Source organism: Pseudomonas sp. C 49-2 (assembly GCF_003970195.1).
Taxonomy (GTDB): Bacteria; Pseudomonadota; Gammaproteobacteria; order Pseudomonadales; family Pseudomonadaceae; genus Aquipseudomonas; species Aquipseudomonas canadensis.
The window spans coordinates 1-18721 of record NZ_RXYG01000020.1; the positions used below are offsets into that span (position 1 = coordinate 1).

Sequence of the window (18721 nt, forward strand, 5' to 3'; positions counted from 1 at the left end):
TTGATCTTAGGCGGCCCCCCAAATCACTGTCGGATTACGGGCACACCGAGCCTAGGCGAGGTGCCGAGTGTTGGGGCAAGAGCGCTTTGGTTACTTTCGCGCTTTTCGAAAGTGACCCGCCGTAAGGGCGGAACCATAAGCGGCCGTTACCCAAATAACGGATATGTACACCCCCCCCACCGTAAACAAACCTATCCCGACAAAAACACTAGGACTTTGTACCTGCGTAATAATTTGGCGTAAACTCCCGGCAAGCCTGTGAGGAGTTTCCATGACTGCCATAACCATTACCGACGCCGCCCACGATTACCTGGCTGACCTGCTGTCCAAGCAGAACACCCCGGGTATCGGCATTCGCGTCTTTATCACCCAGCCCGGCACCCAATACGCCGAAACTTGCATCGCCTACTGCAAGCCTGGTGAAGAGAAACCTGAAGACACCGCCCTGGGGCTGAAAAGCTTCACCGCCTACATCGACGCCTTCAGCGAAGCCTTCCTCGACGACGCCGTGGTCGACTACGCCACCGACCGCATGGGCGGCCAGTTGACCATCAAAGCGCCAAACGCCAAGGTGCCCAACGTCAACGCCGACAGCCCGGTGAACGAGCGTATCAACTACTACCTGCAGACCGAAATCAACCCAGGCCTGGCCAGCCACGGCGGCCAGGTCAGCCTGATCGACGTAGTCGATGACGGCATTGCGGTGCTCAAGTTCGGTGGCGGCTGCCAAGGCTGCGGCCAAGCGGACGTGACCCTGCGCGAAGGCATCGAGCGCACCTTGCTGGAGCGTATTCCAGAGCTCAAGGGCGTGCGTGACGTGACCGATCACACGCAGAAAGAAAACGCCTACTACTGAGTAAGGCGTTCACTGCGAACAAAAAAAACGGCGCCCCGTGAGCGCCGTTTTTTTTATTCTTTAAAATCAGTGGTTTGTGATAGCTATCTGTCAAAGAAGATTAACGGTGGAGCCGGGCTTGCCCGCTCTCACATGTTTAACCCTATTTATTCAGTTAAAACAGTGGGTTATGTTATTAAGTTAATTTGGTTTGTTATGGGCGATAAAGGTGCGCATGGGCTGCCCGGTACAGCGATGACTCACTGAAACTGTCACTGGCCAGCACCCGGCCCACCACAATCAGCGCCGTGCGCCGAAAGCCCTTGGCCGCCACTTTCTCGGCAATGTCGCTCAGCGTTCCTACCGCCCAATCCTGATCCGGCCAGGTAGCCCGGTGCACCACGGCAATCGGGCAATCCGCGCCGTAGTGTGGCAGCAGTTCAGCGACGATCTTCTCCAAGTGATTGACCCCCAGGTGAATCGCCATGGTGGTGCCATGCCGGGCCAGGCTGTCGAAGTCCTCGCCGGCCGGCATGCTGGTCTTGTCGGCATAGCGGGTCAGGATCACGCTCTGGGCGATGTCAGGCAGGGTCAGCTCCGTCTCCAGCAAGGCTGCGCAGGCAGCCACGGCGGTGACGCCGGGGATGATCTGGAAGGGAATGCCCAACTCCCGCAGGTGGCGGATCTGTTCACCAATGGCGCCATACAGGCTTGGGTCGCCGGAATGGACGCGCGCCACGTCCTGGCCCTTCTCATGGGCGGCTTTGATCAGATCAATGATCTGCTCCAGGTGCAATTCGGCGCTGTTGGCCACGGTTTCCGCCTGATGACCTTCCAATACCGCCGCCGGCACCAACGAGCCCGCATAAATAATCACCGGGCAACTGCGGATCAGCCGCTGGCCTTTAATGGTGATTAATTCCGGGTCGCCGGGGCCTGCGCCGATGAAGTAGACGGTCATGGGGAAATCCTGATGAAAAACGGGCGAGCATGAAGAATGCTCATGATCGGAAGGGGCGATTATCGGGTTTTCAGCCTGCGCACGCCAATGCAAAGGTGGCCTGGGCGGTTTTTTTGCGGGTGATCAACAGGCGGCCAGGGCCGCCGGCGAGGTGCTCGGCAAGGGCCAAGGCGGCGCTTTCCGCGATGCCATAGCAGCCGGTGTGGGCGAAGGCGATCTCGGATTTGTGGCTCAGGCGATCTTCAAAGGTCGTCAGTTGCTCGGCGCTGAAACAGTGCAATGGCAGGTTCAGCGTTTCAGCCAAGGCGAGTATTCCCGGCTCGTCTTTTTTCAAATCAATACTGGCCAGCGCAGTAATCTTATCGCGCTCGATACTGCCCTCGGCGAGGGCAGTATTAAACAGGCCCAGCAGGGTATGAACGTCACAACCCCGCTGGCACCCCAGGCCGACCACCAGGATCATGCCGAGTATTGATCATCACGGTTGCGGCGGAACAACCAGGCGCTGATCAGCCCCAAGGCCAGCCAGAAGGCGACATTGGTCAACTGCGAAGCAATCTTGAACTGCGCTTCCAGGGCCTCTGGGGCCAGCATCGAATGCACTTCCGGCTGTGGTGCGCCGATCATGTGCGGTACGGCGAGGATCGCTACACCCAGTACTTTCAGCAGCCAGTTGCGACCAAACACGATCAAGGCGATGCCGGCAGCGGTTGACGCCGCAGTGCCGATCCACCAAGTCTGGCGCAGCGCCAGGTCGGCGGCGGCAGTCCCCGGCAGCTCAGGCGGCAGGCCCATCGTCGGTGCCAGCACGAAGGTTGCGTAACCGGCCAAGCCCCACAGCAGCCCTTGGGCGGTGCGGGTTGGCGCACGCAGCGTGTAGAGACCGGCCAGCATCAGCGCAAAACCGACGGCGACCACCAGGTTGCCGCCCGTGGTGGACAGCACGCGCTGCCAGCCGTCTTCCGGCTCCCAAGCTTCGGCGTCATGGGTATGGGCGGCAGCACCTTCGGCATGTTCGTGGGCCACTTCGGTAGCCGCCGGCGCTTTTTCAAAGGTTTCCGCCTGCAGAATCAGCGGGGCGACCCAAAAGCTTTGCAGCAGAGTCAGCAGCAGGGCGGCCAACAGACCGGTGAAACCTGCGGTTTGCGCAATACGCTTGATCATGTCGGCAGGTCTCAGTGGCACGGGAACGCGGCGCTGTGGCGGGTATCGTGGGCAGCGTTGTGTACGGCCTCGATGTGCGAGAAACCGGCGAAATACACTAGGCACGCGCCGAGGATCGACGCGCCGATGGCGGCGGTCAAGCGTTGGCTCAGGGTCGAGGTGCTGCTGGCGGAGTGCGAGGTGCTGCTGATGATCGACATGGCGCGTCCCTTTCAGGTGTCAGGGTGAAACGAGCGCATGAAAACCCCGCGAGCCGGGCACGCAGGGTTTAAACAGCGCCCGCCCACCGCGGGTTTGTTATCTGATTTTTTCGGGCCGGTCTCCGGGCTTGCGAGGGGCATTGCGCCTATTAAGCATCGCCTTCCCATGCCTTGGAGGCACAGTGGATCTGACACTTCGCTCGCTTACCGTTGCGGGGGCAGCACCGGACTGGTCATATCGCTATGACGCACCGGTTTCCCGTTTCACCCTGTGAGGGGCACCCGAAACAAGATGTGTAGGAGAGCATGGGGGTTGGGGGGGAGTCAATTGGGTTGTGGGGGGCATATCCGTTGTTTAGGTAACGGCGGCTTATGGTTCCGCTCTTACAGCGGGTCACTTTCGAAAAGCGCGAAAGTAACCAAAGCGCTCTTGCCCCAACACTCGGCACCTCGCCTAGGCTCGGTGTGCCCTCACTCCGGCTTGAATCCGTGGGCCGCCGCGATGGGCCATCCTTGGCCCAGCGCGGCTAACCCGGCGTCCTGCCGGGTTACCCACGGATTCAAGCCTGCGTTCGGCCAGCGTGTTTAACGGGGCGCCTCAGATCAAGATCAAGAGCGACTCGCTTCGCATCGTAGATACGTTGGTGTGTATCCCGTTTTTTTGCATCATCGTTGACGACCATCGCGGGCAAGCCCGGCTCCCACAGGGAAATGCGCAGGCTTCAACGATTCGGTCGGCTACTAGGCCGCCGCGCTTTGCTTTTGATCGTGATCTTGATCTTAGGCGGCCCCCCAAATCACTCTCGGATTACGGGCATACCGAGCCTAGGCGAGGTACCGAGTGTTGGGGCAAGAGCGCTTTGGTTACTTTGCCGCTTTTGCAAAGTGACCCGCCGTAAGGGCGGAACCAATTTCAGCCGTTACCGCAGAAACGGATATGTACCCAACCCAAACCCCATCATTGACCATCCCCCAAGCACTGCGTAGCCTTGCACCCTCGAGGTTCTTCGGCCCACGCCGAAGCTAAGAAGGGAACGCGGTCCAAGCCGCGGCTGCCCCCGCAACTGTAAAGGGTTCAGCTGACTGCCACGCCACTGCCGAAAGGCGGGAAGGCGCAGCCAGCGCCGGTCGCAAGACCCGCAAGCCCCAAGCCAGGAGACCTGCCTCGCAACCGATTTTCTACTTCAACCGGGCGGGGTGATCCGGTGACGAAATCCGCTGCTGCGCACCGTCGCAGGGCCTATCGTCCCGTATGCCCGCCCCCAAGGGCATCCGATGAAAACACTGGCCAAACTCCCCGTCACCATCGTCACCGGCTTCCTCGGCTCGGGCAAAACCACCTTGCTGCGCCACATGCTCGACAACGCCCAGGGCCGTCGCATTGCCGTGATCGTCAACGAGTTCGGCGAGCTGGGTATCGACGGTGAAATCCTCAAGCAGTGCTCCATCGGCTGCACCGAAGAAGAAGCCAACGGCCGCGTCTACGAGCTGGCCAACGGCTGCCTGTGCTGCACCGTGCAGGAAGAGTTCTTCCCGGTGATGCGCGAATTGGTGGCCCGCCGCGGCGACCTCGACCACATTCTCATCGAAACCTCCGGCCTGGCCCTGCCAAAACCGCTGGTCCAAGCCTTCCAATGGCCGGAAATCCGCAGCGCCTGCACCGTTGACGCGGTGATCACCGTGGTCGACAGCCCGGCTGTGGCCGCCGGCACCTTCGCCGCCTTCCCGGACCAAGTGGATGCCCAGCGCAAGCTCGACCCGAACCTGGACCACGAATCACCCCTGCACGAGCTGTTCGCCGACCAACTGGCCAGCGCTGACCTGGTAATCCTCAACAAGACCGACCTGATCAGCCCTGAAGACCTGGCCCGCGTGCGCCTTGAAGTCGCTGAAGAACTGCCACCCGCGGTGAAGATCATCGAGGCCAGCAGCGGTCGCCTGCCGCTGGACGTGCTGATCGGCCTGGGTGCCGGCTCCGAAGAGCACATCGACGGCCGCCACAGTCATCACGATCATCACCACGAAGGTGAAGACGATCACGATCACGACGCCTTCGATTCCATCTCCATCGACCTGCCGCAAGCCGACGAAGCGCTGCTGCTCGACGCTCTGACCCAGTTGGTGGTGCAACACGGCATCCTGCGTGTAAAAGGCTTTGCCGCAATCCCGAACAAGCCGATGCGCCTGCTGATCCAGGGCGTGGGCACGCGTTTCGACAAGCACTTCGACCGTGCCTGGAGCGCTGACGAGCCGCGTATTACGCGCCTGGTGCTGATCGGTCAGGACCTCGATGCGGCCGGCCTTGAAGCGCAACTGCGCGCCGCCCTCAGCGTTTAACCCATGCACCTGCTCAGGACCCAGCCCGGTGGTTTCGTCTCGGACGACAATATTGCCGACCTTGGCCAAACCCCCGCTGACCTGGTGATCCTGTGCAGCGGCGATTCCAGCCTGGCGCTGCTGGCCGAAGCGGCGCAGCAGTTACCCGACGATTACCCCAGCTTTCGCCTGGCCAACCCGATGCAGGTGCAGAACCACGCCTCGGTCGACCTGTACGTCGATGAAGTGCTGCGCCACGCCAAGGTCATCCTGATCTCGCTGCATGGCGGTATCGGTTATTGGCGTTACGGCATCGAGCGTCTGGTGGAGTTGGCCGAAAGGGGCGTGCAGCTGATCCTGGTGCCGGGGGATGATCGCCCGGACCCGGAACTCAGCGGGTTGAGCACCGTCGGCGCCGAAGCGCGGGATCGCCTCTGGCACTTCCTGCGCCAGGGCGGCCTGGGCAATGCGCTGGATTTTTATCGCTGCTTGGCCACTGCCTACCTGGGCCGTGACTACGCCTGGGCCGAGCCGCAGACCCTGCCGCGCACGGCGATTTATCATCCGCGCCACGCTAACGCCCGCCTGAATGATTGGCAGGCCGACTGGAATGCCGAGTGGCCGGTGGCGGCGGTGCTGTTCTACCGCTCCCATTTGCAGGCGGCCAATACCGGTTTTATCGATGTGTTCTGCCAGCGCTTGCAAGCGGCGGGTCTCAACCCGTTGCCGATGGCGGTGGCCAGTTTAAAAGAGCCCGGCTGCCTGGCGGTGGTCGAGGACCTGCTGGACGAGGTGGGCGCGGCGGTGATCCTCAACACCACCGGCTTCGCCCAATCCAGCCCGGAAGCGCCGCATTTGCGCCCGTTTCGCCGCAATATCCCGGTGATCCAGGCGATCTGTGCCCAGGACAACCAGCCCGGCTGGGAAGCCAGCGAGCAAGGCCTCGGCCCCCGGGACCTGGCGATGCACATTGCCCTGCCAGAGTTGGACGGACGCATCATCAGCCGGCCGATCAGCTTCAAGGACCTGGCCTGGCGCAGCGAGCGCAGCCAGTCGGATGTGGTGTGCTATCGAGCGGCGCCGGAACGCATGGATTTTGTCGCTGAATTGGCGCGGCGCTGGGTCGAGTTGGCGCGGGTGCCGAATGCCGACAAACGCATTGCGCTGATCCTTGCCAACTACCCGACCCGCGATGGGCGTATCGGCAATGGTGTCGGCCTGGATACGCCGGCGGCGGCGCTGAATATCCTGCGTGCGTTGCACGTCGAAGGCTATCCGGTGCCGGATGCACTGCCGGAAAGCGGCACGGCACTGATCCACGATTTGCTCGGCGGCGTCACTAACGACCTGGACAGCCTCGACCTTCGCCCCTGTCATCAAAGCCTTGGCCTGGATGACTACGAGGCGATGTTCAGCCGCTTGCCCGAGGCCAATCGCCAGGCGGTGCTGGAGCGCTGGGGCACGCCCCATAACGATCCGATGTTCCGCGATGGCCGCATGATGATCGCCGGCCTGCGCCTGGGCCTGACCTTTGTCGGTATCCAACCGGCGCGGGGTTATCAGGTGGACGCCAGCGCGGTTTACCATGATCCGGACCTGGTGCCGCCCCACGGCTACCTGGCGTTCTATTTCTGGCTGCGCCACACCTATGGCGCCCATGGCGTGATTCATGTGGGCAAGCACGGCAACCTTGAATGGTTGCCGGGCAAGGGTGTCGGCCTGTCGGAAAGCTGCTGGCCCGATGCGCTGTTGGGGCCGCTGCCGAATATCTACCCGTTTATCGTCAACGATCCGGGCGAGGGCGCCCAGGCCAAGCGACGTACCCAGGCGGTGATCATCGATCACCTGATGCCGCCGCTGACCCGTGCTGAAACCTACGGCCCGCTGCGTAACCTTGAGCTGCTGGCGGACGAGTATTACGAAGCGCAACTGCTCGATCCGCGCCGCGCCCTGGAGTTGCAGAAAGACATCCTCAAACTGGTGCGCGAAACCCGCATCGACCAAGAACTTGAGCTGGAGAGCGACGCCGACGCTGCCGTGTGGTTGCCGCGCCTGGACACTTACCTGTGCGACTTGAAGGAGTCGCAGATCCGCGATGGCCTGCACATCTTTGGTGAGTCGCCCGCAGGCCGCTTGCGTATCGACACGTTGCTGGCCTTGTTGCGTATCCCGCGTGGCGATGGGCGTGGCCCGCAATCGAGCCTGTTGCGCGTGTTGGCCAAGGCTTTCGACTTGGGCTTCGATCCGTTGGACTGTGCCCTGGCCGAACCTTGGACGGGGCGTCGACCTCTGGTATTGCAGAAGATCGACGCGCAATTGTGGCGCACCGCTGGCGATACCCGCGAACGCCTGGAGCTGTATGCCGCACGGCTGATCGAGCAGGCGCTCGAAGGCCCGCTTGAACAGTTGGAAGAGGCCGGCTGGGAAGAGGTGAAGGCGGTTATCGAAAGCCTGCGCATCGTGGTAGCGCCGCGCCTTGACGCCTGTGGTCCCGCGGAAATGCGCGGATTGCTGGATGCCCTCAACGGCCGGTTTGTACCGGCGGGTCCGAGTGGTGCACCGAGTCGCGGGCGTTTGGATGTGTTGCCAACGGGGCGCAACTTCTTCACCGTCGACGTGCGCAACCTGCCGACCACCACGGCCTGGCGCATCGGCTTCCAATCCGCCAACCTGATTCTTGAGCGGCATTTACAGGACCACGGTGACCACCTGCGCCAGCTCGGCCTGTCGGTGTGGGGCACTGCCACCATGCGCACCGGCGGCGACGATATCGCCCAGGCCATGGCACTGATGGGCGTGCGCCCGGTGTGGGCGACCGGCAGCCAGCGAGTGGATGATTTCGAGATCCTGCCGATCAGCCTGTTGGATCGCCCGCGCGTAGACGTGACCTTGCGTGTGTCGGGCTTTTTCCGCGATGCCTTCGCCAATTTGATCCGCCTGTTCGACGCTGCGGTGCAGGCCGTGGCGGCGCTGGATGAGCCGGACGACATGAACCCACTGGCCGCCAAGGTGCGTAGTGAGCGTGAGGCACTGCTCACGTCGGGCCTGGACGAAGAGGCGGCGGCGAAACAAGCCGGTTGGCGCATCTTCGGCGCCAAGCCCGGCGCCTATGGCGCGGGCGTGCAGGGCGCGGTCGACGGTCGCCTGTGGCAAAGTCGTGAAGACCTGGCCGAGGTTTACTTGAACTGGGGCGGCTACGCCTATGGCGGTTCCGACGAAGGCACCGCCGCCCGCGCGCAGTTTGCCCAGCGTTTGAGCCAGGTGCAGGCGGTGTTGCAGAACCAGGACAACCGCGAGCACGACTTGCTTGACTCCAACGATTACTACCAATTCCACGGCGGCATGCTCGCCGCCGTGGAAACCCTGAGCGGCGACAAGGCGGCCAGCTATCATGGTGACCACAGCCAGCCCGACCTGCCGAAGATCCGCACCCTGAAGGAAGAGCTGAACCGGGTGATCCGTTCCCGCGCCGCCAACCCCAAGTGGATCGAAGGCGTGAAGCGCCATGGCTATAAAGGTGCCTTCGAGATGGCGGCGACCGTGGACAACCTGTTCGCCTTCGACGCCACCACGGCGCTGATTGACGATCACCAATATGCCCTGTTGGCCGACGCTTATTTGCTCGACCCCGACACCCGCGCCTTTGTGCAGCAGCACAACCCCGATGCGCTGCGTGACATGACTGAGCGCATGCTCGAAGCGCAGCAGCGTGGCATGTGGCAGGAACCGGGGGCGTACCGCGAGGCGTTGGAAAACCTGTTGCTGGATATCGAAGAGGATGGCTGAAGGCAAGCTTGTTGTGGTGAGCGGGCTTGCCCCGCGCTGGGCTGCGAAGCGGCCCCAAAACCGGACACCGCATTTTGCCAGGAAGAATCCGTTTAGCTTTATTGGGGCTGCTACGCAGCCCAGCGCGGGGCAAGCCCGCTCACTACAGTGAGGTTGCTTGTGTCGCAGAATTTGAAGAGGGATCGTATGACCGATATTCCCCATTTCCCGCTGTCCGCCGTAGTCGGCGCCGATGACCTGAAACTGGCGCTGTGTCTGACCGCCATCGACCCGAAGATCGGCGGTGTGCTGATCGAAGGCCCGCGCGGCATGGCCAAGTCGACCTTGGCGCGTGGTTTGGCGGACCTGCTGGCCAGTGGTCAATTCGTGACTTTGCCCCTGGGCGCGACTGAAGAGCGCCTTGTCGGCACGCTGGACCTGGATGCTGCATTGGGCGAGGGCCGGGCGCAGTTTTCGCCCGGCGTATTGGCCAAGGCGGATGGCGGCGTGCTGTATGTCGATGAAGTCAACCTGCTGCCCGATCATTTGGTGGATTTGCTGCTGGACGTGGCCGCCAGCGGCACCAATCTGATCGAGCGCGACGGCATTTCCCATCGCCATTCCGCGCGGTTCGTGCTGATCGGCACCATGAACCCGGAGGAGGGTGAGTTGCGTCCGCAACTGCTCGACCGTTTCGGTTTCAACGTGGCGTTGAGCGGGCAGACCTTGCCGGCCGAGCGTGGGCAGATTATTCGTCGGCGCCTGGATTTCGACAGCGACCCGGCGGCGTTCTGCGCGCAATGGGAAGCGTCGCAGGCGGCCTTGCGCGAACGCTGCACTCAGGCGCGGGCACAGCTGGACACTATCGCGCTGGACGACGAGGCGCTGGCAACGATCACCGAACGGTGCTTCGCGGCGGGCGTCGACGGTTTGCGTGCGGACTTGGTGTGGTTGCGCGGCGCTCGGGCCCATGCCGCCTGGCGTGGCGCCAGTGCGATCGCCGAGGAAGATATCGAAGCGGTGGCCGAGTTTGCCCTGCGCCATCGTCGCCAGGAACAAGCCCCATCGTCCAACCCGCCAAGTGAAGGGCAGTCGCCCAAATCTTCCGACGCTTCGCCAGGCCAAGGCCAGTGGGGCGACATGCCCGCTCCGGCCCTGCCCACGGGGGCGCGCCGGGAAGTCCCCACCTGGCCAAAAAAGCCCTAGGCATTCGCCCCCGACCTGACACGGGGGCGGATGCCCGCCCCAAGGCAGGGCGACTGGACAGCGGCAGGTACGGTAAGGCGCGCAGCGCGAAACAAGGCTCGATCAATTGGCCGGGCACCTTGCTCGGTGGTCGCCCGCAAACCCGTGAAGATTTGCTCTATCACCTGCGCAGCCGTTCGGCCCATGAGCTGTGGCTGGTGATTGTCGATGCGTCGGCGTCCACCCGGCGGCACCGTGCGCTCACCGATGCCAAGGGTTTGTTGGCGCAATTGTTTGATGACGCCTACCGCCAGCGGGCGCGGATGGCGTTGTTGACGGCCAGCGGGCACTCGCCCAAATGGCAGGTCCAGGGGTTGAAGGCGGCGAAGGGCTTGGCGGATTGGCTGGATCAATTGGGCGCGGGCGGTGGTACGCCGTTGCTCGCGGCGTTGACCGAGGCCGGGGCGTGGTTGACGCTGCGACGCAAGCGTTATCCGGCTGAGCGACAGCAGTTACTGGTCATCACTGACGGGCGACTCAAGGACATCGCCGGGTTGCCGCTGCTGGAGTGTCCGGGGCTGTTGGTGGATATCGAGCGCGGGCCGATCAGGATAGGTAGGGCGCAGGAGTTGGCGGTTGGGTTGCATCTGGACTATCGGCATATTGACGATTAGCTATTGCCCGGCACGTTGGGCCAAAGATCCGCCACCAGGAACAGCCGCTCGGCTTCCTCCCAATCCTGATCGACTTGAACCATCCGCACCAGCAATTGTGCAGGCGCCATGGGATCCAGCTCCGCCAGCCAGCCCCTCATCTGTTCTTCACTCCAGACTTCATCCGCCGGGTAATGCGCCGGCGCCAACCACGCATGCCTGGGTAGGGGCTGCCAGCGACCGGGCGGACTTTGGCTGACAAACGCTTGCCAATCACGCTGATGCAACCAGCGCCCACGTAAATGCTGTGGATGGGCACCAATGGGGGCTTGGGCCTCGCCAGGCCAGGGGTACAACAGATAGCCGCCCAGCCACAAATGCGCATCGAAATGCTGGATATCCAGCGCCGCCAGCGCCTCTCGGCTTTCCGCCCGCTTAGAAATCGGCAGTTGATGCTGGGCCAGATGCGCCAGCTTGCGGTCCAGCCGGTCGTGGCAGCCCGGCCCCAACCATTGATCCGTGTCCTGGCCATTGCCGTCCTGCGGGCCGAGATAGAGTTTGATCGCCAGTTCCAGATGATGCACGCCGTCACGGTCGCGCAGCAGCATGTCCAGCTCGCCGAGGGTATGCCCGGCGCGGCGGATTGGCAGATTGGCCGCCAACAGTTCCACGCCCGGCGCATGCTGTACGGCGAACTGCCACAGGCGCTCGTAATACAGGCCCAGGCGCCGGGTGCGTGACTGGTTCAGCCACTGCTGCAAGGCGCTGCTGTCCTGATCGAGCTGGCGCAGCCAGTGCTCCAGCAGATGAGGCGCTTGCACCCAATCGCTGCCGGTCAGCGGATGGCGTTGCGGCCACGGCGTTTGCGCGAGCATCGGCGGGGCGAGCATCACCCACGCGAGATCGCGCACTTCGGGGTGGCGCAGCTGGCGGGGCAGGTTGTGCAGATCCGGGAACACAGTCATGGTCCGAGCATAGCCTTTTAAGTGCCGGGCAGGTGGCTGAGAACCATTGTCATCAAGGCTTCACCGCGACAAAGGATTTTGCCTGGGGCGGCCTTTCGCCCATAATCCTTCTTTTTGCCACACCCCACATCCCGCAGGAGCCCCATGGAGCAATTTCGCAATATCGGCATTATCGGTCGCCTGGGCAGTACCCAGGTGTTGGACACCGTCCGCCGGCTGAAAAAATTCCTGCTGGACCGCCACCTGCATGTGATCCTCGAAGACACCATCGCCGAAATCCTTCCTGGCCACGGCCTGCAGACCTCATCACGCAAGATGCTCGGTGAAGTGTGTGACATGGTGATTGTGGTCGGCGGCGACGGCAGCCTGCTCGGCGCAGCTCGAGCCTTGGCACGGCATAACGTGCCGGTGCTGGGGATCAACCGTGGCAGCCTGGGTTTTCTCACTGATATCCGCCCGGATGAGCTGGAAGTCGAAGTGGCCAAGGTGCTCGACGGCCATTACCTGGTGGAGAACCGCTTCCTGCTGCAAGCCGAAGTGCGCCGCCACGGCGAAGCCATCGGACAGGGTGACGCCCTGAATGACGTGGTGCTGCACCCTGGCAAGTCCACGCGGATGATCGAGTTCGAACTCTATATAGACGGCCAGTTCGTGTGCAGCCAGAAGGCTGACGGCCTGATTGTAGCCACGCCCACCGGCTCCACCGCCTATGCGTTGTCGGCGGGTGGCCCGATCATGCATCCCAAGCTGGATGCCATTGTGATCGTGCCGATGTACCCCCATATGTTGTCGAGCAGGCCGATTGTGGTCGACGGCAACAGTGAGCTGAAAATCGTGGTGTCCAAAGACATGCAAATCTACCCGCAGGTGTCGTGTGACGGGCAGAACCATTTCACCTGCGCCCCCGGTGACACCATCACCGTGAGCAAAAAGGCACAGAAGTTGCGGTTGATCCACCCGCTGGACCACAACTACTACGAAGTGTGCCGCACCAAGCTGGGCTGGGGCAGCCGCTTGGGGGGTGGAGGCGACTGATGCTCGATCCCGCGCGTAGCTACGACCTGATTGGTGACGTGCACGGTTGCGCTCATACCCTTGAGCACTTGCTCGACCAGTTGGGCTATCACAAGATCGGCGGTGTTTGGCGGCACCCATCGCGCATGGCGGTGTTCCTCGGCGATATCATCGACCGTGGCCCACGCATCCGCGAGGCGTTGCACATCGTCCACGACATGACCGAAGCCGGCCAGGCGCTGTGTATCATGGGTAACCATGAGTTCAACGCACTGGGCTGGACCACGCCCGCGCCGCCCGGCAGTGGCAAACAGTTTGTGCGCGAGCACAACCCACGGCATGCGCGGTTGATCCACGAGACCCTGGCGCAATTCGAACACCACCCGGCCGACTGGCACGACTTCCTCGGTTGGTTCTATGACATGCCGCTGTTTGTCGACGCCGGGCGCTTTCGCGTAGTGCATGCCTGCTGGGATGACGGCTTTATCGATCCGCTGCGCGCCACTTTCCCGGACGGCTGCATCGACCAGCATTTCCTGCAGGCCGCCGCCGTGCCGGGCAGTTTTGCCTGCAACGCCTTCGACCGACTGTTGCGCGGCACTGATATGCGCCTGCCGGATGGCCTCACGCTGACCGGTGGCGATGGCCTGACGCGCTCGTTCTTCCGCACCAAGTTCTGGGAGGACGATCCCAAGACCTACGGCGACATCGTGTTCCAGCCCGACGCCTTGCCGGAGCCAGTGGCGCGTACGCCCTTGTCTTCCACCGAAAAGAATTCCCTGCTGCGCTACGGCGTCGACGAACCTTTGTTGTTCGTCGGCCATTACTGGCGCAGCGGCAAACCGGCGCCGATCCGCGAAAATCTGGCGTGCCTGGACTACAGCGCCGTGCTGTACGGCAAGCTGGTGGCTTATCGCCTGGATCAGGAAACCCGCCTGGATCCGAGTAAATTCGTATGGGTCGACGTAGAGCGCCCCGAGGTTATCAAATGAATGCTGTGGCGGTATTACGCCTGCCCTTGAGCGTCGACCTGGGCGGCTTTGTCCAGTTGCTGCAACGCATGCAAGTGCCCCATCGTGTCAGCGAAGAGGCGGGTGAGCAGGTGTTGTGGGTGCCGGAAACCATCAGCGACGACGTGCGTGTGCTGTATCAACGCTTTCCTGCGGGTGACCCGGACCAGCAACTGGATATTCCCGAGCAGGCGCCGATCAAGCGCCCTGGGTTTCTCCAGCAACTGCGGCACAGCCCGTTAACCGCGTTGGTGCTGCTGGCAAGTATCATTGTGGGCGCCGTGACCTTGCTCGGTGAAAACCTGCAAGCCATGAGCTGGCTGACGTTCCTGCAGTTCCGCATCGTCGGCGAATACATCCAGTTCACACCGCTGGCCGACAGCCTGGCGGCGGGGCAGTGGTGGCGCCTGGTCACGCCGATGCTGATCCACTTCGGTATCCTGCACCTGGCCATGAACGGCATGTGGTACTGGGAACTGGGCCGGCGCATCGAAGCGCGCCAGGGCAGCATCAACTTGCTGGGTCTGACGCTGTTGTTCAGCCTGGTGTCGAACTACGCTCAATACGTTTTTGGCGGCCCTGGCCTGTTCGGTGGGTTGTCCGGTGTGCTGTACGGCCTGCTCGGGCATTGCTGGATTTTTCAATTACTGTCGCCTAATCCGGCCTATCGCCTGCCCCGTGGGGTGCTGGTGATGATGCTGGTGTGGCTGCTGCTCTGCTTGTCGGGGCTGGTCTCGATGATCGGTTTCGGCGAAATCGCCAATGCTGCCCACGTCGGCGGCCTGGTTATCGGTTGCCTGACGGGTTTGCTGGGTGGGCTGTACAGCCGCCGCAAAGTCTCTCTTTGATAAGGAAGAGCCTTATGTCCTCTTTTGCTGAAATGATCGAAAACATCACCCCGGACATCTACGAGAGCCTCAAGCTCGCCGTGGAAATCGGCAAGTGGTCCGATGGCCGCAAGCTCACTGCCGAACAGCGCGAGCTGTCCCTGCAAGCGGTGATCGCCTGGGAAATCCAGAACCTGCCGGAAGACCAGCGCACCGGTTACATGGGCCCGCAGGAATGCGCCTCGAAGTCCGCGCCAGTACCGAATATTCTGTTCAAGTCGGATGCGATCCATTGATTGAAATTGGTCGCGGTGCAGTCAGCAAGATGTCGGCGCAACTCGGTGAGCCGACCGTTCAATACGCGTTTCGACTGGGTGATATCGAGGTGCCGGTCAACCCGTTGATTGGTACACACGTACGCCTGGAGTACCTCGGTGCCATCCATTGCAGCCATTGCGGCCGCAAGACCAAGACCAGCTTCAGCCAGGGTTACTGCTACCCGTGCATGACCAAGCTGGCCCAGTGTGACCTGTGCATCATGAGCCCCGAGCGTTGCCATTACGACGCCGGCACCTGCCGCGATCCGGGCTGGGGTGAAAAATTCTGTATGACCGATCACGTGGTGTACCTGGCGAATTCGTCGGGGATCAAGGTCGGCATCACCCGCGCCACCCAGTTGCCGACGCGCTGGCTGGACCAGGGCGCGAGTCAGGCGCTGCCGATCATGCGCGTGGCGACCCGCCAGCAGTCTGGTTTCGTCGAAGACCTGTTCCGCAGTCAGGTAGCCGATAAAACCAACTGGCGCGCGCTGCTCAAAGGCGACGCCCAAGCCGTCGACCTCAAGCAGGTGCGCGATGAGCTGTTCGCCTCCTGCGCCGAAGGCTTGCTCGGTTTGCAGGAACGCTTTGGCCTGCAGGCCATCCAACCGGTAACCGACATCGAACCGATCGAAATCCGCTACCCGGTCGAGCAGTATCCGGCCAAGATCGTCAGCTTCAACCTGGACAAGAACCCGATTGCCGAAGGCACGCTGCTGGGGATCAAAGGCCAATACCTGATCTTCGACACCGGCGTTATCAACATTCGTAAGTACACGGCCTACCAGCTCGCCGTGCATCAGTAGAAGGATGCCACCCATGCGCACCGAACAACCGAAGATGATCTACCTGAACGACTATCAGGCGCCGGACTACCTGATCGAAGAAACGCACCTGACCTTCGAGTTGTTCGAGGACCACAGCCTGGTCCACGCGCAACTGGTGATGCGCCGCAACCCTGAGCGCGGCGCCGGCTTGCCGCCATTGGTGCTGGACGGCCAGCAACTGGAGCTGCTGAGCGTGAACCTTGCCGATCAGGAATTGACGGCAGAGGACTACCAACTGACCGACAGCCACCTGACGGTACAGCCCAAGAGTGCGACCTTTACCCTGGATACCACGGTAAAAATCCACCCGGAAACCAACACCGCCCTGGAAGGCCTGTACAAGTCCGGCAGCATGTTCTGCACCCAGTGCGAAGCTGAAGGCTTCCGCAAGATCACCTATTACCTCGACCGCCCGGACGTGATGAGCACCTTCACCACCACGGTGATCGCCGAGCAGCATCGCTACCCGATCCTGCTGTCCAACGGCAACCCGATTGCCAGCGGCCCCGGTGAAGACGGTCGCCACTGGGCGACCTGGGAAGACCCGTTCAAGAAGCCGGCGTACCTGTTTGCCCTGGTGGCGGGTGATTTGTGGTGTGTCGAAGACACCTTCACCACCATGACCAACCGCGAGGTCGCGCTGCGCATCTACGTCGAGCCGGAAAACATCGACAAGTGCCAGCACGCCATGACCAGCCTGAAAAAATCCATGCGCTGGGACGAAGAAACCTACGGTCGCGAGTACGACCTCGACATCTTCATGATCGTGGCGGTGAACGACTTCAACATGGGGGCCATGGAAAACAAGGGCCTCAACATCTTCAACTCCAGTGCCGTGCTGGCCCGCGCCGAAACTGCTACCGACGCCGCGCACCAGCGGGTTGAGGCGATCGTCGCTCACGAATACTTCCACAACTGGTCGGGCAACCGCGTGACCTGCCGCGACTGGTTCCAGCTGTCGCTCAAGGAAGGCTTCACCGTTTACCGTGACTCGCAATTCTCCGCCGACATGAACTCGGCCACGGTCAAGCGCATCCAGGACGTGGCGTACCTGCGTACCCACCAGTTCGCCGAAGATGCCGGCCCGATGGCCCACGCAGTGCGTCCGGACAGCTTTATCGAGATTTCCAACTTCTACACCCTGACCGTGTACGAAAAGGGCTCGGAAGTCGTGGGCATGATTCACACGTTGCTCGGTGCCGAAGGCTTCCGCAAAGGCAGTGACCTGTACTTCGAACGCCACGACGGCCAGGCCGTGACCTGTGATGACTTCATCAAGGCCATGGAAGACGCGAACGGCGCTGATCTGACGCAGTTCAAGCGCTGGTACAGCCAGGCCGGTACGCCCCGTCTGGCGGTGAGCGAGTCCTACGACGCGACGGCGAAAACCTACAGCCTGACCTTCCGCCAGAGCTGCCCGGAAACCCCGGACAAGGTGGAAAAACTGCCGTTCGTGATCCCGGTGGAACTGGGCTTGCTGGACGGGAAGGGCGCCGCTATCGCCTTGCGCCTCGCCGGGGAAGCGGCTGTTGGTGCCACGTCCCGCGTGATCTCGGTGACTGAAGCCGAGCAGACCTTTACCTTCATTGATATCCCTGAGCAGCCACTGCCTTCGCTGCTGCGCGGTTTCTCGGCACCGGTGAAATTGAGCTTCCCGTACAACCGCGATCAACTGATGTTCCTGATGCAGCACGACAGCGATGGTTTCAATCGCTGGGATGCCGGTCAGCAGTTGTCGGTGCAGGTGTTGCAGGAACTCATCGCCCAGCATCAGCAGGGCCAGGCGTTGCACATGGATCAGCGTTTGATCACCGCGCTGCGCAGCGTGTTGAGCGACGAACGCCTGGACCAGGCGATGGTGGCGGAGATGCTGTCGTTGCCGGGTGAAGCCTATCTTACGGAAATCAGCGAGGTTGCGGATGTGGATGCCATCCACGCTGCCCGTGAGTTTGCTCGCAAACAACTGTCGGAGAATCTGCACGAAGCACTGTGGTTGCGCTACCAGGCCAATCGCGAGCTGTCCAAGCAGACGCCTTATGTGGCTGCGGCCGAGCACTTTGCCCGTCGCGCGTTGCAGAACATCGCACTTTCGTACCTGATGCTCAGTGGCAAGCCGGAAGTGCTGGCGGCGACCATCGAACAGTTCGACACCGCCGACAACATGACCGAGCGCCTGACCGCGCTGGCGGTGCTGGTGAGTTCGCCGTTCGACGCCGAAAAGGCCAAGGCCCTGGCGGTGTTTGCCGAGAACTTCAAGGACAACCCGCTGGTCATGGACCAGTGGTTCAGCGTACAGGCTGGCAGCACCTTGCCGGGCGGGCTGGAGCGCGTGAAGGCGTTGATGGAGCACCCGGCGTTCACGATGAAGAACCCGAACAAGGTGCGTGCGTTGATTGGCGCCTTTGCCGGACAGAACTTGATCAACTTCCACGCGGCGGACGGTTCGGGCTATCGTTTCCTGGCGGATCTGGTGATCGAGCTGAATGGCTTCAACCCACAGATCGCTTCGCGCCAATTGGCGCCGTTGACCCGCTGGCGCAAATACGACAGCGCGCGCCAGGCACTGATGAAGGCGGAGCTGGAGCGCATTCGGGCGTCGGGTGAGCTGTCGAGCGATGTGTTCGAGGTGGTCAGCAAGAGCCTGGCTTAAGCGGGATCGCTGAATAAAAAACGGCCTGTTCG

General features: G+C 62.1%; 16 protein-coding genes and 2 riboswitches. Of the genes, 11 read left to right on the forward strand and 5 right to left on the reverse strand.

Annotated features, from left to right (window positions below; translation table 11 throughout):
• The first annotated feature begins 271 nt into the window (after positions 1-271).
• Positions 272-856, forward strand: coding sequence for a Fe-S biogenesis protein NfuA (gene nfuA / locus EJ576_RS26825; RefSeq protein ID WP_003190728.1), 585 nt, complete (start codon positions 272-274; stop codon positions 854-856).
• Between the two features lie 193 nt (positions 857-1049).
• Here nfuA and cobM read toward each other — a convergent pair whose 3' ends face one another.
• From cobM to EJ576_RS26845, 4 genes are all read right to left on the reverse strand, one after another.
• Positions 1050-1796, reverse strand: a complete 747-nt coding sequence (gene cobM, locus EJ576_RS26830; RefSeq protein ID WP_122726212.1) for a precorrin-4 C(11)-methyltransferase — start codon at positions 1794-1796, stop codon at positions 1050-1052.
• A 70-nt stretch (positions 1797-1866) separates the two neighbouring features.
• On the reverse strand, positions 1867-2259 hold the full coding sequence (locus EJ576_RS26835) for a cobalamin biosynthesis protein (protein ID WP_126571530.1): 393 nt from the start codon (positions 2257-2259) through the stop codon (positions 1867-1869).
• On the reverse strand, positions 2256-2960 hold the full coding sequence (locus tag EJ576_RS26840) for a CbtA family protein (RefSeq protein WP_122726210.1): 705 nt from the start codon (positions 2958-2960) through the stop codon (positions 2256-2258). Before EJ576_RS26840 ends, EJ576_RS26835 begins: the two co-directional genes overlap by 4 nt.
• 11 nt (positions 2961-2971) lie before the next feature.
• A complete protein-coding gene (locus EJ576_RS26845; protein WP_012723860.1) occupies positions 2972-3160 on the reverse strand; it encodes a CbtB-domain containing protein in 189 nt (62 codons plus the stop codon).
• Between the two features lie 95 nt (positions 3161-3255).
• Positions 3256-3461: riboswitch (cobalamin riboswitch) on the reverse strand.
• A 682-nt stretch (positions 3462-4143) separates the two neighbouring features.
• A riboswitch (cobalamin riboswitch) is annotated at positions 4144-4343 on the forward strand.
• 92 nt (positions 4344-4435) lie between these two features.
• Here EJ576_RS26845 and cobW point away from each other — a divergent pair.
• The 4 genes from cobW to EJ576_RS26865 all read left to right on the forward strand — a co-directional run bounded on the left by cobW (position 4436) and on the right by EJ576_RS26865 (position 11100).
• Positions 4436-5497 carry a cobalamin biosynthesis protein CobW gene (cobW, locus tag EJ576_RS26850; RefSeq protein ID WP_028615878.1) on the forward strand — a complete coding sequence of 354 codons (1062 nt, stop codon included), beginning with the start codon at positions 4436-4438 and terminating at the stop codon, positions 5495-5497.
• Between the two features lie 3 nt (positions 5498-5500).
• Positions 5501-9262 carry a cobaltochelatase subunit CobN gene (cobN, locus tag EJ576_RS26855; RefSeq protein WP_126571531.1) on the forward strand — a complete coding sequence of 1254 codons (3762 nt, stop codon included), beginning with the start codon at positions 5501-5503 and terminating at the stop codon, positions 9260-9262.
• A 186-nt stretch (positions 9263-9448) separates the two neighbouring features.
• Positions 9449-10447 carry an ATP-binding protein gene (locus EJ576_RS26860; protein WP_126571532.1) on the forward strand — a complete coding sequence of 333 codons (999 nt, stop codon included), beginning with the start codon at positions 9449-9451 and terminating at the stop codon, positions 10445-10447.
• Between the two features lie 53 nt (positions 10448-10500).
• Positions 10501-11100, forward strand: coding sequence for a VWA domain-containing protein (locus EJ576_RS26865; RefSeq protein WP_122726194.1), 600 nt, complete (start codon positions 10501-10503; stop codon positions 11098-11100).
• On the opposite strand, the gene EJ576_RS26870 is transcribed toward EJ576_RS26865, so the two are convergent.
• On the reverse strand, positions 11097-12044 hold the full coding sequence (locus EJ576_RS26870; RefSeq protein ID WP_122726112.1) for a DUF1853 family protein: 948 nt from the start codon (positions 12042-12044) through the stop codon (positions 11097-11099). The genes EJ576_RS26865 and EJ576_RS26870 overlap by 4 nt on opposite strands.
• Positions 12045-12188: 144 nt before the next feature.
• Here EJ576_RS26870 and EJ576_RS26875 point away from each other — a divergent pair, with 144 nt between their 5' ends.
• From EJ576_RS26875 to pepN, 6 genes are read left to right on the forward strand one after another with little or no spacing between them, the layout of a single operon-like run.
• Entirely contained in the window at positions 12189-13079 is an 891-nt protein-coding gene (locus EJ576_RS26875; RefSeq protein ID WP_038845279.1) for an NAD(+) kinase, read from the forward strand.
• Positions 13076-14050 (forward strand): metallophosphoesterase, encoded by a 975-nt coding sequence (locus tag EJ576_RS26880; RefSeq protein ID WP_370468651.1) that lies wholly within the window; start codon positions 13076-13078, stop codon positions 14048-14050. Before EJ576_RS26875 ends, EJ576_RS26880 begins: the two co-directional genes overlap by 4 nt.
• Positions 14047-14916 (forward strand): rhomboid family intramembrane serine protease, encoded by an 870-nt coding sequence (locus EJ576_RS26885; RefSeq protein WP_126571533.1) that lies wholly within the window; start codon positions 14047-14049, stop codon positions 14914-14916. Before EJ576_RS26880 ends, EJ576_RS26885 begins: the two co-directional genes overlap by 4 nt.
• A 14-nt stretch (positions 14917-14930) precedes the next feature.
• Positions 14931-15191 (forward strand): YeaC family protein, encoded by a 261-nt coding sequence (locus EJ576_RS26890; RefSeq protein ID WP_016972751.1) that lies wholly within the window; start codon positions 14931-14933, stop codon positions 15189-15191.
• Entirely contained in the window at positions 15188-16018 is an 831-nt protein-coding gene (locus EJ576_RS26895; RefSeq protein ID WP_126571534.1) for a DUF2797 domain-containing protein, read from the forward strand. Before EJ576_RS26890 ends, EJ576_RS26895 begins: the two co-directional genes overlap by 4 nt.
• 13 nt (positions 16019-16031) lie before the next feature.
• Positions 16032-18689 carry an aminopeptidase N gene (gene pepN / locus EJ576_RS26900; RefSeq protein WP_126571535.1) on the forward strand — a complete coding sequence of 886 codons (2658 nt, stop codon included), beginning with the start codon at positions 16032-16034 and terminating at the stop codon, positions 18687-18689.
• Positions 18690-18721 lie beyond the last annotated feature (32 nt).